General features: G+C 39.2%; 14 protein-coding genes. 13 read left to right on the forward strand and 1 reads right to left on the reverse strand.

Going from position 1 to position 15,685, the window contains the following annotated elements:
• Positions 1-153: 153 nt before the first annotated feature.
• From PALPR_RS14835 to PALPR_RS14850, 4 genes are all read left to right on the forward strand, one after another.
• On the forward strand, positions 154-834 hold the full coding sequence (locus tag PALPR_RS14835) for a succinate dehydrogenase cytochrome b subunit (protein WP_013446478.1): 681 nt from the start codon (positions 154-156) through the stop codon (positions 832-834).
• Positions 835-902: 68 nt separating this feature from the next.
• On the forward strand, positions 903-2,879 hold the full coding sequence (locus tag PALPR_RS14840; RefSeq protein WP_013446479.1) for a fumarate reductase/succinate dehydrogenase flavoprotein subunit: 1,977 nt from the start codon (positions 903-905) through the stop codon (positions 2,877-2,879).
• 93 nt (positions 2,880-2,972) lie between these two features.
• On the forward strand, positions 2,973-3,347 hold the full coding sequence (locus PALPR_RS14845; RefSeq protein WP_013446480.1) for a four helix bundle protein: 375 nt from the start codon (positions 2,973-2,975) through the stop codon (positions 3,345-3,347).
• 65 nt (positions 3,348-3,412) lie between these two features.
• Positions 3,413-4,168, forward strand: a complete 756-nt coding sequence (locus PALPR_RS14850) for a succinate dehydrogenase/fumarate reductase iron-sulfur subunit (protein WP_013446481.1) — start codon at positions 3,413-3,415, stop codon at positions 4,166-4,168.
• 153 nt (positions 4,169-4,321) lie between these two features.
• Here PALPR_RS14850 and PALPR_RS14855 read toward each other — a convergent pair whose 3' ends face one another.
• Positions 4,322-6,055: a hypothetical protein gene (locus PALPR_RS14855; RefSeq protein ID WP_013446483.1), complete on the reverse strand. Its 1,734-nt coding sequence runs from the start codon at positions 6,053-6,055 to the stop codon at positions 4,322-4,324.
• 259 nt (positions 6,056-6,314) lie between these two features.
• Between PALPR_RS14855 and PALPR_RS14860 the strand changes: the two genes are divergently transcribed.
• The 9 genes from PALPR_RS14860 (at position 6,315) to PALPR_RS14905 (ending at position 15,541) form a co-directional block, all read left to right on the forward strand.
• A complete protein-coding gene (locus PALPR_RS14860) occupies positions 6,315-6,839 on the forward strand; it encodes a gamma carbonic anhydrase family protein (RefSeq protein ID WP_013446484.1) in 525 nt (174 codons plus the stop codon).
• Between the two features lie 86 nt (positions 6,840-6,925).
• A complete protein-coding gene (locus tag PALPR_RS14865; protein ID WP_013446485.1) occupies positions 6,926-8,410 on the forward strand; it encodes a DUF5687 family protein in 1,485 nt (494 codons plus the stop codon).
• A 408-nt stretch (positions 8,411-8,818) separates the two neighbouring features.
• Entirely contained in the window at positions 8,819-9,514 is a 696-nt protein-coding gene (locus PALPR_RS14875) for an ABC transporter ATP-binding protein (RefSeq protein ID WP_013446487.1), read from the forward strand.
• 388 nt (positions 9,515-9,902) lie between these two features.
• Positions 9,903-11,702 (forward strand): MutS-related protein, encoded by a 1,800-nt coding sequence (locus PALPR_RS14880; protein ID WP_013446488.1) that lies wholly within the window; start codon positions 9,903-9,905, stop codon positions 11,700-11,702.
• Between the two features lie 348 nt (positions 11,703-12,050).
• Entirely contained in the window at positions 12,051-12,596 is a 546-nt protein-coding gene (locus PALPR_RS14885; protein ID WP_013446489.1) for a hypothetical protein, read from the forward strand.
• Positions 12,597-12,691: 95 nt separating this feature from the next.
• A complete protein-coding gene (locus PALPR_RS14890; RefSeq protein WP_013446490.1) occupies positions 12,692-12,916 on the forward strand; it encodes a hypothetical protein in 225 nt (74 codons plus the stop codon).
• A 144-nt stretch (positions 12,917-13,060) separates the two neighbouring features.
• Complete coding sequence (locus PALPR_RS14895) at positions 13,061-13,777, forward strand: hypothetical protein (protein ID WP_041620462.1); 717 nt, start codon at positions 13,061-13,063, stop codon at positions 13,775-13,777.
• An 82-nt stretch (positions 13,778-13,859) separates the two neighbouring features.
• Positions 13,860-15,038, forward strand: a complete 1,179-nt coding sequence (locus PALPR_RS14900; RefSeq protein ID WP_013446491.1) for an XRE family transcriptional regulator — start codon at positions 13,860-13,862, stop codon at positions 15,036-15,038.
• Complete coding sequence (locus tag PALPR_RS14905; protein ID WP_013446492.1) at positions 15,035-15,541, forward strand: DUF4411 family protein; 507 nt, start codon at positions 15,035-15,037, stop codon at positions 15,539-15,541. The genes PALPR_RS14900 and PALPR_RS14905 overlap by 4 nt, the downstream gene beginning before the upstream one ends.
• Positions 15,542-15,685 lie beyond the last annotated feature (144 nt).

The raw sequence follows: 15,685 nt of genomic DNA on the forward strand, positions 1-15,685 counted from the left end.
AAAGAATTTTTTCCGTAATAACTTGCAGTATCAAAATCAAAATACTAATTTTGTGGTACTCTGCAAGAATGCTTTTGATTGCCGTAACTTGTTGAATGAGTATATTTTAAAATTACAAACTACTAAATAAATTTCAAACTAAAACAAAAATCTATGTGGTTAATTGATTCCTCTATTGGGCGAAAGCTTATTATGAGTATTACGGGGGTATTCCTCGTGTTGTTTTTACTGTTTCACAGTTGCATGAATATCGTGGTGATTATTTCGCCTGCGGGATATAATGCGATTTGTGCTTTTTTAGGAGCTAACTGGTACGCCCTTTTAGGTACTTCAGTGTTGGCTGCGGGTTTTGTTATTCATATTTTGTATGCACTGCTTTTGTCATATCAAAATATGCGTGCGCGCGGATCTGAGCGATATGCAGAGACAAGCAGTCAAAAAGGTGTTTCGTGGTCATCTCGCAACATGTTACTGTTAGGAGCTATTGTTTTCGGATTTTTGGCTTTGCACATGTACAACTTTTGGTTCAAAATGCAGTTTGCTGAAATATCAGGAATGAAAATCGGAGATTTTGAACCTGCTAATGGTGCTGCTTACGTATCACAATTGTTTAGTTCTAAGATTTATTGTGGAATTTACATCGTTTGGTTAGCCGCATTGTGGTTGCACCTTACACATGGTATCTGGAGTGCATTGCAAACTACCGGTTTGAACAATAAAAAATGGTTACCGCGTGTAAAATGTATTGCTAACATTGTATCAACGATAGTGATTTTGATGTTTATGTCAATCCCTGTGTATTATCTGTTAGGATGCGGTTCTTGCAGCATTTAAAATGGTAAATTCTTGGCAAGCCTTTTGGCAAGCCGATTAGTAAATCAAAAAAATAGTAAATTTAGAATATGGCAAAGAATCAAGAATCTACTTCGGTAGAAGGAGCTAAAATAGATGCTAAAATCCCAGCGGGACCATTAGCCGAAAAATGGAGTAATTATAAAGCTCACCAGAAACTGGTGAACCCTGCTAACAAACGCCGTTTGGATATCATTGTAGTAGGTACCGGTCTGGCCGGAGCATCAGCTGCTGCATCGCTTGCAGAGCTAGGATTTAATGTATTGAACTTTTGTATTCAGGATTCACCTCGTCGTGCACACTCAATTGCTGCACAGGGTGGTATCAATGCTGCAAAAAACTATCAAAATGATGGTGACTCTGTTTACCGTCTTTTTTACGATACCATCAAAGGTGGTGACTACCGCGCTCGCGAAGCCAACGTGTATCGTTTGGCCGAAGTGTCGAATGGTATTATCGACCAATGTGTGGCTCAGGGTGTACCTTTCGCACGCGAATACGGTGGTTTGTTAGACAACCGTTCGTTTGGTGGTGCTCAGGTATCGCGTACTTTCTATGCTAAAGGACAAACCGGACAACAATTGTTGTTAGGCGCTTATTCTGCTTTAAGCCGTCAGATCGGTAAAGGTTCTGTGAAATTGTACTCTCGCTACGAAATGTTGGATGTAGTTGTAATTGATGGTCGCGCCCGCGGTATCATTGCACGCAATCTGGTAAGTGGAAAAATTGAGCGTTTCTTTGCTCATGCAGTTGTAGTAGGAACCGGTGGATACGGTAATACGTTCTTCCTTTCTACCAACGCTATGGCTTCTAACGGTTCGGCTGCTATTCAGATGTATAAAAAAGGGGCTTATTTCTCTAACCCTGCTTACGCTCAGATTCACCCTACCTGTATTCCTGTTCACGGAGAATTTCAATCGAAACTGACTTTGATGTCAGAATCTCTTCGTAACGATGGTCGTATCTGGGTGCCTAAGAAAAAAGAAGATGCAGAAGCTATCCGCGCCGGAAAGAAAAAAGCTACCGACCTGAAAGAAGACGAACGTGATTATTATTTGGAACGTCGTTATCCTGCTTTTGGTAACTTGGTTCCACGCGACGTGGCTTCACGTGCAGCTAAAGAACGTTGCGATGCAGGATTTGGAGTAGGTAACACCGGTTTGGCCGTTTATCTTGACTTCTCGGCAGCTATCGAGCGTCTGGGCGAAAATGTAGTTCGCGCACGCTATGGTAACTTGTTCCAGATGTACGAAAAAATTGTTGATGAAAATCCGTATAAAACACCAATGATGATTTATCCTGCTATTCACTACACTATGGGTGGTATCTGGGTTGATTATGAACTACAAACTTCTGTAAAAGGATTGTTCTGTATTGGTGAAGCTAACTTTTCTGACCACGGAGCGAACCGCTTAGGTGCTTCGGCGTTGATGCAGGGATTGGCAGATGGATATTTCGTATTGCCATATACTATCCAGAATTATCTGGCAGATCAGATTCAGGTACCTCGTATGAGTACAGATTTACCTGAATTTACTGAAGCTGAAAAAGCAGTAGAAGAAAAAATCAAGAAATTGATGAGTATTCAGGGTAAGAAATCGGTTGATTCTATCCACCGTGAACTTGGTTTGATCATGTGGGACTTTGTAGGAATGGGTCGTAATAAAGCCGGCTTAGAAACAGCATTGGAAAAAATTAAAGAAGTTCGTAAAGAATTCTGGACCAATGTTTTCATTCCCGGTAAAGACTCTGATTTGAATAATGAGTTGGAAAAAGCACTTCGATTGGCTGACTTTATCGAAATTGGCGAATTGATGGCACGTGACGCGTTGATGCGCGAGGAATCGTGTGGTGGTCACTTCCGTGAAGAGTATCAAACTCCCGAAGGTGAAGCATTGCGTAACGACGAGGAATTCTCATTTGCTTCTTGCTGGAAATTTACCGGCGAAGGTAATGAGCCTGAATTGTTGAAAGAAGCGTTGGATTATGAATTTATCCACCGTCAACAACGTAATTATAAAGCATAATTAGTTACGGGTTTCAAGTTACGAGTTACGAGACGGAAGGACAAACGTGTTCTCGAGTAATAAGTAATCTTGAGATAGATATAAGATAAGAATATGACCAGTCATAAAGATTTGAAAGTTTGGCAAAAAGGAATTGAATTGGTGAAATCTATTTATGAAATCACCCAATTATTTCCTTCTAACGAACAGTTCGGATTGGTATCGCAAATGAGAAGAGCTGCAGTTTCAATTCCTTCAAACATAGCTGAGGGTTGTGGACGAAATTCCGATAAGGAGTTGATTCATTTCCTATATATTGCTTTGGGTTCAGCTTCTGAATTGGAAACGCAAATAATTATTTCACAAGAATTAGGCTTCATGCAAATTGAGAAATCAGAACAAATGCAAAGCTTGATTTTTGAAATTATTAAAATGACTTCTTCGCTTATTAAATCTATTAGAATCCGTGATGAAAAATCAATCAACTAATATACTAACAACGGTTACTGTTCGGTTTTCGTAACTTGTAACTTGTAACTTGTAACTAAAAAGATATGGACAAAACGATAAATTTAACGCTGAAAGTTTGGCGTCAAGCTGGTCCAAAAGCCAAAGGCAAATTTGAGACCTATAAAATAAACAATGTTTCTACTGATAGCTCATTCCTTGAAATGATGGATGTGCTTAACGAGCAATTAGTGTCTGAACGTAAAGAGCCGGTTGCTTTTGATCACGACTGCCGCGAGGGTATCTGCGGTATGTGTAGTATGTACATCAACGGTCATCCTCACGGACCTGATGGCGAAATTACAACCTGCCAGCTGCATATGCGTAACTTCAGCGATGGACAAACTATCACAATTGAACCTTGGCGTTCGGCTGCATTTCCAGTTATCAAAGACTTGATGGTAGATCGTAGCGCTTACGATAAAATTATTCAGGCCGGTGGATACGTAAATGTAAATACAGGTGGAGTCCCTGATGGTAATGCAATTCCTATTTCGAAAATTGATGCTGATGAGGCTATGGATGCTGCTTCATGTATCGGTTGTGGAGCTTGTGCTGCTGCTTGTAAAAACGGTTCGGCTATGTTGTTCGTAGCAGCTAAGGTAAGTCAGTTGGCATTGCTTCCACAGGGAAGAGTAGAGGCTGCTGCACGTGCTAAAGCTATGGTAGCCAAAATGGATGAACTGGGCTTTGGTAACTGTACCAATACAGGAGCTTGTGAAGCAGAATGTCCTAAAAACGTTTCTATCTCGCACATTGCCCGTATGAACCGTGAGTTTATCGTAGCAAAACTGAAAGACTAATACGTCCTTTCGGATATAAATACTGAAACCGGCTGAATTTCAATAAAGAAATTCAGCCGGTTCTCTTTTTTGTCCTTGCTCTAAAAATGTATTGATTCTTTTTAGAAAGTGTACGGGAGTCTTTTCCTCTTGCATTTGAATTTAAATGCCGATTTATTTCTTATCAATTACCATCATGACGGCACCTCTTGCAGGTACTGTTACAAATATACCATTAGTAATTGTTGCCGAGCGTGCTTTAAGACTGCTATAATTGCCTGGACCGCCCGCTACAACACTTGGACCGGCACCGTTAATGATTACCTGACGTGAAAACTCCGCATTATCTGTTCCCCCCTGAAAAGAGTACCAGTAATAACGACTCCCCTTATTGAAATTTTTTATATCTAATTGTACGTTAACAGCTGTTGTACCAGAATTAACCAGATTGGCATTTACCTGACCCGATGAATACGTTGATGCATAAGCTTTAACATTGGAAGTGCCGGTGGCTGTAACCATTCTGTCGCCTAACATTTTTTGTAAGAAATACAAGTAGTAGAAGGCCGGGCGCGGATTCCATTTGTCAATGCCAGGTTCGTCTCCTGCACTAAAAAGTCCCATGTCATCTCCATTGCTCCAACCATTGAGTAAATCCCAACGGGTAGCCATGCCAAATTTGTTGGTTATTGCTTCACCCATAACTAACACTGCAAAAAGCCCACCGATGTTCGATACTTGTTGTTTAGAGCCTTGTGCAAACATATTCCACTCATCCATAACAATGGGTTTGACACTCGCACCGTTTGATTGTAAGGTTTGCGTTACGTAGTTTATTATAGTTCTTGGAACTGATACTGCGGCCGAGAGAATAACCGAGCTGCTTGAATTTTCGTTGTATGGTGTAAAATAACTATGTACAACATAGAAATCGGCTTTGTTATTAATACCTGTCATCATACCTGTGTTCCATGTTTTGAGACAAACTGTTTGCCATGACTCTGTTGCAGGAGATTCAACCGTAACGGCTCCAATCCGAATGTTGTTTCCGACTTCTTTAGCCGCTTTGCGCATTGAATCTGCAAAAACCTGAAAGTGTTGAGCATATAAAGCTCCGGTTAATAGCTCGGGCTGATTGTCTTGGTTTGTAGCAGTGTTTATTCGGTAACCCCATTCCCAATTTCCGAAATTTTCGTTTCCAATTTCCCATAGTTGAGTACGATTATTATCGTATCTAACCCAGTCGGCAGCAAGATGAGCTGCTGTTGCAACCGGATTTTTACCTGTTCCGTACCGGGCATAACCATAATTGACAGTGATAATACCTTTGTTGTTGGTTTTGCTTATCATTTTGTAATAATTATCTAGCGAACATTGCCAGTTTGCATCGGTCATTCCATAATTATAGCCGGGGTCTGTTGCCACTCCGTCTGCGTTGAATATCTTGTACGGAGCATCTGCCGGATTAATTCCCTGTTTGGCGTTCCAGAAATATGCATCGCTTGCACTACCACCCGGAAAGCGTATAATGTGAGGTTGTAAATTATTAATAGCTGTAAGGAAATTTGCATTGTCGGCTACCGGACCCATCCACATATTAGCATTGTGACCGAATACAGATAATGGAATTTTGGTAATGATTGAGGTTGCATCGACTGTAACGACAGAAGGCTGACTTGTTGATACTGTTACTTGATCGTACGATGGAGGGGTGAACGTTTTAGGTTGCCAACCATCAAGAAAAAACCCAATAGTATTGGCTGTAGCCGGATCTACTCCGGGAGTAATGGAATCCAGCGCTGTTACTGGTGGAGTGACAGGTTCGTTCTCTTTGCTTTGACAGGAATAAGATAAAACAAGAGCAAATAGGAGAGTTATTTTAAAGATATATTGAGAGTTGTGTAACATGATATCAGATATAGTTTAATTTATTGTTTGCAGCCTGAAGAGCCGGAATTACAGACTTGCAAAAGTAATTATTAAACAAGAAAAGAATGGTATTTTTTTAGCCTTATGTGATACTAATAATATTGCTGTATTTTAGTGAAATTAGGTTGTTGCACTTAATTATACCGACAATACAATTCAAGTTTAAATATTCTCTCAAATCTTGTATCTTTGTACGGAAATATAAGTTTAACTGATAAATAGTAATTAAAAATAGACTATGGCATTAATAAAATCTGTGCGGGGATTTGATCCGCAAATAGGAAAAGACTGCTTTCTGGCTGAGAACGCTACCGTGGTGGGCGATGTGATTATGGGTGATGGTTGCAGTGTGTGGTTTAACGCTGTGTTACGCGGCGATGTAAATTCTATCAGAATAGGAAACCACGTCAATATTCAGGATGGATCGGTGCTGCACACGCTCTACGAAAAATCGACGGTGGAGATAGGCGACTATGTTTCGATAGGGCATAACGTGACGGTACACGGTGCGAAAATAGATAATTACGCTTTGATAGGTATGGGTGCCATTTTGCTGGATTATGCCGAAGTGGGCGAAGGAGCTATTGTAGCTGCCGGTGCTTTGGTGCTGAGCAATACAAAAATTCCACCTTATACTTTGTGGGCGGGTGTTCCAGCTAAGTTTGTGAAGAATGTGGAACCGGCACAAACAAACGAAATGAACCGCAAAATAGCACATAATTACGCCATGTATGCCGGCTGGTTTAAGGAAGAAGAAAAATAGTTTATTGATTCTCGATAAAATATAGTTGTTGTTCAATAACTATTTCATATCTTTGCAACTTAAAATATAACAAATAGTATAAACACATGCTGATACAGAATTTAATTACGCAAGACTGGAAGAAGGGCTTCAGAGCTCAGGGCTTCTACAAGAATTTGGCTGTAAGTATCATGATGGGACTTTTTGGCCTGTACATGGCAGCGTCTTTTTTGTTTTTGGGTTTTTCGTTGAATGAGATACTCGAAAAGGCTGATGACAAGCTCAATCCTACGGAATTGTTCAACGGGGCAATGTTGTATATTATGATAATTGGCTTGGCTTTGCGATTTTTTTTGCAACAGCTCAATACGTTGAATCTGGCTTCTTATCAGGTTTTGCCAATTAAGCGGTCGTCACTTATTAATTTTCTGATACTGAAACCACTTGCCAGTCCGGCTAATTATTTCATGTTGCTGGTGGTGGTTCCGTTTGCCGTCAAATCGGTGGTAGGGTACTACAGTGCAACGGTAGCTTTACGGTTTGTGCTGAGTTTTATCTTCCTTGTCTGGTTCGATTCGCTTACTGCTGCTTTTCTAAAACGCAAATTCGGTTCCGGTGTGCTGTCGGGTGTGATTGTGCTGCTTATACTGGTTTCTGTAATAGCGCTCGAGTACTTTAAAATCTTTTCGCTTTTCCACTATTCGGGACTGTTTTATGGTTTTATTGTCTTTAAACCCTACGGATTGTTGGTAGCGTTGTTGATGGTGGCAGTTGCCTATTTGCTGAACAGATGGTTCTTCTCTGTGAATTATTATGCCGAAAAATTCAACCAAAAACTGGAACGTAATAAAACGGTCGCTACCGATTTGTCGTTCCTGAATCGTTTTGGCATTATCGGTGAACTTATCGGAATGGAAATAAAACTGATTTTACGCCATAAACGTACCAAGAGTCTGTTGTACATGTCCGGTATCTTTCTGCTTTACGGTTTAATGTTCTATACCCAGAAAGTATATGCTGATAGTTATAGTATGCTCTTTTTCGTGGCTATGTTTATGACCGGGTTGCTTATGTTGATGTTTGGTCAGTGGTTTATCAGCTGGGACAGTTCGCATTTCGACTGTTTGATGACCCGCAATATCCCTGTACGAACTTATATGAGTGCCAATTACTACCTGATGATTGCATTCAATGTGCTGTGTTTTGTACTCACTACGCCTTATTTCCTGTTCGGGATGAAGATAGTGTACCTGCACGTAGCCGCATTTATATTTAATGTAGGTGTGAATATCTTTCTGTTGATGTTCCTCACCACTTTTAATACCAAACGTGTTGACCTCTCCAAACCCAATGTGATGAACTATCAGGGAACTACCTATAAGAGTTTCTTAATCGTGTTGCCTATCATGTTTGTACCGATGGCTATTGTGGGTATTATGTCCAATTTTCTGTCGGTGGGCGCTGCCTTGTGGACATTGACGATAATGGGACTTGTGGGCATTCTGCTGCGCAAGCAACTGCTGACCTTGTGCGTTAATCAGTTCAACCGCCGGAAGTATAAACTGGCCGAAGGATTTAGGGAAGCGGAATAAGTTCAGAGTTTGTAGTTAGTTTCGGGGTATAGTAGAAAATGAAAACATACTGACTTGTAAGGTAAAAATCATTGACGAACTGTCCGTATTAATGACAAAATATCAAAAATCAAATAAATATGAATAAGACAATCAAAATTTTCCCTTTTATTTCCCTAATATTAACTGCTATGGCTTCAGGGGACAAGTTTTTGTCGTTTCCCTATTGTATAAAAATGGGGTCGGCCTTATTATTAATTATTATTGCAGTTTTTAGTTACGTACTGTTTCTACGAATGAAATTAAAAACCAAATCTGATATTGGTTAATTATACGCATGGCCTCGGTCGTTATTGGTTGACCGTGAACAGCTGATAGAGGGAGTTTTCATTTATAATTTACAATTGATTATTTATAATTACAAAGGATATGATACAAGTAACCGATTTACAAAAAGCTTATAACGGGGTGACCGTATTGGATATTCCGGGACTGACAATTGCTCAGGGCGAAAGTTTTGGTTTGGTGGGTAACAACGGTGCCGGTAAAACTACTTTTTTCCGGTTGATTCTGGACTTGATTGAACCTACTACCGGCGAAGTGAAAATTGAAGGACAGCGGGTCATGCGTAACGATGCCTGGAAAACCATTACCGGATCGTTTTTGGACGAAGGTTTCCTGATTGATTTCCTTACCACCGAAGAATATTTTACTTTTGTAGGAAAGCTGCATCATAAGTCAGAAGGGGATATCACTTTGTTTCTTGATGGAATGAAAGAGTTTTTCAACGACGAAATTTTAGGTACTAAAAAACTTATTCGCGATTACTCCAAAGGTAACCAGAAGAAGATAGGCATTGCTGCTGCACTTATCGGTGACCCGAAAATACTGATTCTGGACGAACCGTTTACTGCCCTCGATCCTTCGTCGCAAATTCGCCTGAAACGCTTCCTGATTGATTTGCAAACCCGCCTGAATATGACCATGCTTATCTCCAGTCATGATTTGAATCACGTGACTGAGGTGTGTAAACGCACCGTGGTGCTGGAAAAAGGCAAAGTGGTGCGCGACCTGCAAACCAACGAAGATACGCTCAAAGAACTGGAAGCATATTTTGCAGTATAAGTAAATCCCTTTGAGCCTCATTAGTTATTCAGGTGCAGAGAACCAAAATCTTTGTAGAATAACATAGAAAAGAAAAAGTAGGTGCAGCGCACCGAAAGATAGTTTTCCTAGATACAGAATAGCTGATAAAACGGATATTTATAAAAACAGAAAGAGGAAATCAGGGTGATGCTGATTTCCTCTTTTCAGTTTTATTTCCTCACTTTATGTCTATTCAATCTTTGTGAGGAAAAAACTATTGTATAAGTTAAGTTGCGCGAAATGAATTCGTATATTTGCTGACGTTAATGAAATTTGTGCAGAAAGTGTATGCTCAGTTGAGCGTATATGTTTGTTCTGTATTATAAGTTAACCGAAGAATGAACAATAACGATACAAAATTACTATCATGACTTCTTGCTCACCAATTGCATATTACCAAAATAGAATAACCACACTGGAGGATGAATACAAGCGACTTAAGAAAAGAAGCAGGATGTATTCGTTGGTGCGATTTTGTTTGTTCACGAGTTTTGCAGGTTCGTTGTACTTGCTTTTTAAGACTGATTATATTGTTCTTCCGCTGATTGTGGCGATTGTATCACTGAGTTTCTTTGTTCTGTATATCGTCAGATACAACAGACTCGAAGGCACCATTGCCCGACTTTCATCAAAGATTCAGATAAACAGGGATGAGTTGCTGTACCTCGACTATAATTTCTCCGACCGTAACGCCGGCGAAAAATACGCAACGCTCAATCCGTCTCTTTCCGCAGATTTTGATTTGTTTGGTAAAGGGTCGTTGTATCAATACATCAGCAGGTGCTATACGCAAAAAGGAAGCGACATTTTAGCGCAAAAACTTAGCAACCCCGATAAAGATCCGGAGTTGATTAAAGAGAAACAAGGTGCAATCCATGAATTATGTGAGAACAATGAATTTGTCCAGAATTTTCTGTCCATTTCCAGGTTTATTCAGGGCGACGTAACTGAATCTGTTTTGCAGGGTTGGATGGATGAAACGGCAAAAGATTTCACTGCTATCAGAATCGTTGCCATAGTGTTGGGAGCCGTCAATATTGTTTGCACACTTTTGTCGGCCTTTGCCGATGTGCCGTGGACACTCCCGGGTTTAACGGTCACCATTTCACTTGCTTTTGTGACGTTTCACAGCAAGAAGATTTTAAAAATACACTCTCAATTAATCAGTATTGCCAATCATTTGGAGAATTATATTGCCGCTTTTGCACTTACGGAAGAGCAATCTTTTCAGTCGGCTCATTTACAGTCTCTCAAAAAATCACTGACGCTGAATGACAGCACGGCAAGTCAAACGCTGGGGGCTTTGCACCGTATTTTGGCTGTGTTTGAAATCCGGCAGAATAAACTGCTGTCTTTCCTGCTAAATGCATTCATATTATTTGACATACATCTTTTTTATTCTTTCTCGCACTGGAAGCTTCGGTTCAACAGTAATACATCGGTCTGGTTTGGGGCGTTTCATGAAATGGAAACCTTGATTAGTTTTGCCACTTTTGCTTTTAATAATGCGGAGCATGTTGCTTATCCTGCTATCTCCTCCGATGGTTTTTGTGTTGAAGCGCAGGAGATGGGTCATCCGTTACTAAATCAGCGTGTCAGGGTCAACAATACTTTCAGCATGTCAGGTATGCCATCGGTTTTAATTATTACCGGAGCTAATATGGCAGGCAAAAGTACGTTTTTGCGAACTGTAGGAGTTAATCTGATATTGGGCATGAACGGAGCACCGGTAGTGGCCGAATCGTTTACGTTCACTCCGTGCGATATCTTTTCCTGCCTCAAAATTCAGGATTCGCTCATAAACAATGAATCTTATTTTTATGCGGAACTGCTCCGATTAAAAGAGATTATTGAGCATACCCAAAAGCACCCCAAAACACTGGTGATTCTGGATGAGATATTGCGTGGCACCAATACGAAAGATAAACAAACGGGTTCGCTCGGATTTCTGGAAAAGCTGATCCATCTCAATGTTCCGGTGATAGTAGCTACCCACGATTTGATTATAGGAGATCTGGAGCAGAAATATCCGGGAATTGCAGTCAACCGATGCTTTGAGGTGGAGTTGGTCGATGACCAGCTTTATTTCGACTATAAGCTAAAAAAAGGGGTTAGTCAAAAGCTGAATGCCTCTTTTCTGCTAAAGAAAATGGAGATTATCGACTAGCGGATAATTTCCAATTCCTCTTCAGTGCTTGGTGATCGGCTGTCAAAGAACTTCACCCTCGCCGAAGGGACCAACTCCGTTGCGCATCTGCCCTTCGACCAACTGATATGGGAAAGCGGCAACAAACGCCAACCCGCCTGGGTACACGTAAGCTACAGCACCAAGCACAACTGTAAAGAAGTACTGAGAATGAAAGTAGTAGGCGGAGAGAAGAAATATAGTGCGTATTAAATTTTTACGTCCAATAACTTAAGTTATGTAAAAGTTATTTGTATATTTGTGGGCGTTAATCATATAGTTTAATGTATAAGAGATACATAGGTAATTAATAATTTAAATACAACAGCAATGAAGCTAAAAATAGACATAGAAAAATCGATAGAAAAGGGGAAAGTTTATCCGATGTCGTGGTTTAGCCGCTATTCAGATTTTCTCATGTACGGATTCTTTGCGACGGCATTTCTTTTTTTTATTATAATGGACATACTGAGTGATAGTAATCATGACATAACGCCAATTAGAATTTTCTGGATTTCAATTTACATAATAATCTGCTCATTGACATTCTTTGCAATTGACAAAATGAAGAAAATAACCGTGTTGACTGTCAAAGACCAAACAACAGCCAAACAATTTATTCATAACCTGACAACTGATTCTGACTGGAGAATTCAAAAAGAAGAAGATGAAATAATAATCTTTCAAATAAATCCTGACTTTAGTAACGATAGACAAGTAACTTTTATAATTAGAACTGGCAATCTATATATTAACGTAATGAGTTTTGGACGAGAAATAACTTCCCCAATCTATTACTTCTCAGACAAAGATGTACTTAAAACCATTATCGACACATTGAAAGAAAACAAAATCGTTCAGTACGACTTTTCTTAAACTTGAATTGCAGACTGATTGTAGAGTAATACCCTCCCGCTAGCGCAGATTTGTAATCCGTGCAAATAGTAACCACATACTTAAAATCAAAAATCATGAAAGAATTATTAATTATTGACAAGCAGAAGTATCTCGAAGAAAATTATCCATTCAGCGACATACCAAAACTAACTGACAAAAAACGCTGTATTCATTGCGACGGTATTATTACAGTAAAAGATTACAAAGTTTTTGTGGACGAAGACGGTGAAGAATATATTTGCTGTCCTAACGCACCAGAGTGCAATGGTGCTGTTATTGATTGGATTGATTTGGACTAGTATCATATCTTCTTCTCGCTACTGCGCGAATTGCGTTGCGTAGTTGGTAAATGCAGGTTATGGAATGATGTATTGGTTTAAAGGCCTTGTCACAGGGTGAAATACTGTGACAGCTGTGAAATGTAAAAAAACAAAGCACTAAATATGGATAGAATTAAGACTATAGAAATATTGGAAGCTTTAGCTTCAGGTTGTTCTCCTATTACTGGCGAAACGATAAATGAGAGCATAATAAATGAACGTGTTGTAATTAGAGCATTACAATCAGCTATTGATTTAATAAATAGCAATACAACGAATATAATAACAGAAATAGAAATCAGTGAAAAAGACATTAAATCAGCCATACAACTTTATAAACAACAAAATCAAAACCCGACCTCTCACAAATTGACTGGTCTTTTCTTGGGTACAAGGAAATTTAAGAATAACTTTCTAATTACTAACCAACTCTATGGGAAGTATAGAGATCAATATACAGAAGGTCAATTGTTAGACTTTTTTACTGAGTATTTTGCAGAAAATAAAGTGCCCCGAAACTCTAAAGACGATTTATATAGTGAGATTGATTTCTTTAGAAAAGAGAAATTCAATAGACTTTCTGAGAATGCAATAAAACAATTAAAAGAAAAAGTCAACGAACTTGGTATAGAAAAAACAGAGAATCTTACTGAATATATTTTAAATGCCAGGATTATTCACCCAAGAGCTTACGAATCTTGGAGTGACAAAGAAAAAACACTTTTAAGTAAAGCGCTTGAGTACACTAATGACTTGGATTTACTTTCAAGTTGTTTCCAAAGAGGTAAAGGTTCTATTGAAACTTGTGGACAAAAAATAATTTATGAATCGCAGAAATAGAAAAATGCCAATTCTCACAGCATATTAAGATTAATATCTTATTTTTGCAACACGAACCTGAAACAAACATTATCAAAGCGTTATGGCTGACAAGGCATATATAACACCCAACGTACTTCAATGGGCAAGAGAATCGGCCAGAATGACCGAAGAAATTGCTGCATCCAAAGTTTCGGTGTCGGTGGAAAAGCTTAAGGAATGGGAAGAGGGAAAAGATCAACCGACTATTCATCAGGCTCAGACGCTGGCTAAAGCCTATAAACGTCCTTTTGCTTTATTCTTTTTGCCTGAAGTTCCACGAGATTTTCAGCCCTTGCAGGACTTCAGAAGTACAGGTTCAAAACAGCTTACAACTTCCTCCATCTTCATTATCCGCGAGGTACAACAAAAACAGGCATGGATTAGTGATGTGAATAAAGAAAACAATGAAGACAAACTTTCGTTTGTCGGTCGCTTTAGCATGAATGATAATCCGGCTATTGTTGCACGTGATATATTAAATACGCTTGGTATTAATCCACTACATTATCGAACAGTCAATCCTATTAAAGAATGGATTAATGCTGCCGAAGCTAATGGTATATTTGTATCAAGAACAAGTTTTATAAATTCATACCTGACATTGGATTCAGAGGAGTTGCAAGGTTTTGCTATCTCAGATCCTTATGCCCCCTTTGTATTTGTGAATTCGGTTGATTGGAATGCTCCTCAGCTCTTTACTCTTGTTCATGAGCTTGCCCATATCTGGATTGCCGAAACAGGCATATCAAATGATGTAGAACCAGAAATAAGAAATAATCAAAAACATCATCCGGTGGAATTGTTCTGCAATGAAGTTGCGGCAAATGCTTTAATGCCAGCCGAGTTTTTTGATGGATTAGATGCTACAACTTTTAGTAATGCCAACGTACTTTTCAGAACAGCAAGACTACTAGGAGTAAGTTCATTTGCGTTGTTGGTTCGTTCGTTTAATTTGAATAAAATTTCTGATTCACATTATCATAAACTCAAACAAGAAGCAGATGCAGAGTTTGCCGCTTTTTTGCTACGAGAAGCCGAAAAGAAGCTAAAACAAAAAGATAAAGAAACCTCAGGCGGTCCTAACTACTATATGTTGCAGTTAAACCGCAATGGCAGACTTTTCACACAAACTGTAATTGATTCTTTCAAAGGTGGATTTATTGAGCCAACTATGGCAAGTCAGTTGTTGAATGTACAGGTAAATAAGTTCTCAAAATTAGAAGCACAATTATTCGCATGAGCATGATAGCACCGCTTTACTGTTTGGATGCCAATGTGCTTATACAAGCCTGGCAAAAGTATTATTCTCCCGCTTTATGCCCTGACTATTGGGACAGACTTAACGATTTAGGAGAACAGGGGTTGATCTTTATTCCGGCAGCAGTAAGGGATGAAATTACAAAAACCGAAGATGAATTATCCCAATGGTTGAAGACGAGTAAAATACAGATTAGAAGTATTACTGAACCGGTGACATATTATCTCAGACAAATTTACCAAGCGAACCCTATTCACAAAGGCTTAGTTGATAACGTGAAAGGTCGCTCACTGGCCGATCCGTGGGTTATTGCTCACGCCATGTCGGAGTCGGCTGTTGTAGTAACAAAAGAAGAGAAAATAACTGCTGCTAATTCAAATCGCATTAAAATACCGAATGTTTGTGATAATATGGGTATTCGGTGGATGAACGATTTTGAGTTTATTGCTGAGGTAGGAATTAGATTCTCCTGTAGGATTGAATGAGTTTATCTTCATTTATCCATTAAACGTGGAATTTTGCAATAATGATGTTTAATGAATAAATAGTAAAAGTAATTTTATAACATTTAATTAAAATCGTATTTCAGTAATTGTTCGCATACCCAAGAGACCTGAGAAATTTCCAAT

Origin of the sequence: Paludibacter propionicigenes WB4, from assembly GCF_000183135.1 — a bacterium.
GTDB classification, from domain to species: domain Bacteria; phylum Bacteroidota; class Bacteroidia; order Bacteroidales; family Paludibacteraceae; genus Paludibacter; species Paludibacter propionicigenes.

Coding starts and splice junctions, on each gene's coding strand:
- PALPR_RS14835 (WP_013446478.1), top strand. CDS start 154: ATGTGGTTAATTGATTCCTCTATTGGGCGAAAGCTTATTATGAGTATT.
- PALPR_RS14840 (WP_013446479.1), top strand. CDS start 903: ATGGCAAAGAATCAAGAATCTACTTCGGTAGAAGGAGCTAAAATAGAT.
- PALPR_RS14845 (WP_013446480.1), top strand. CDS start 2,973: ATGACCAGTCATAAAGATTTGAAAGTTTGGCAAAAAGGAATTGAATTG.
- PALPR_RS14850 (WP_013446481.1), top strand. CDS start 3,413: ATGGACAAAACGATAAATTTAACGCTGAAAGTTTGGCGTCAAGCTGGT.
- PALPR_RS14855 (WP_013446483.1), bottom strand. CDS start 6,055: ATGTTACACAACTCTCAATATATCTTTAAAATAACTCTCCTATTTGCT.
- PALPR_RS14860 (WP_013446484.1), top strand. CDS start 6,315: ATGGCATTAATAAAATCTGTGCGGGGATTTGATCCGCAAATAGGAAAA.
- PALPR_RS14865 (WP_013446485.1), top strand. CDS start 6,926: ATGCTGATACAGAATTTAATTACGCAAGACTGGAAGAAGGGCTTCAGA.
- PALPR_RS14875 (WP_013446487.1), top strand. CDS start 8,819: ATGATACAAGTAACCGATTTACAAAAAGCTTATAACGGGGTGACCGTA.
- PALPR_RS14880 (WP_013446488.1), top strand. CDS start 9,903: ATGACTTCTTGCTCACCAATTGCATATTACCAAAATAGAATAACCACA.
- PALPR_RS14885 (WP_013446489.1), top strand. CDS start 12,051: ATGAAGCTAAAAATAGACATAGAAAAATCGATAGAAAAGGGGAAAGTT.
- PALPR_RS14890 (WP_013446490.1), top strand. CDS start 12,692: ATGAAAGAATTATTAATTATTGACAAGCAGAAGTATCTCGAAGAAAAT.
- PALPR_RS14895 (WP_041620462.1), top strand. CDS start 13,061: ATGGATAGAATTAAGACTATAGAAATATTGGAAGCTTTAGCTTCAGGT.
- PALPR_RS14900 (WP_013446491.1), top strand. CDS start 13,860: ATGGCTGACAAGGCATATATAACACCCAACGTACTTCAATGGGCAAGA.
- PALPR_RS14905 (WP_013446492.1), top strand. CDS start 15,035: ATGAGCATGATAGCACCGCTTTACTGTTTGGATGCCAATGTGCTTATA.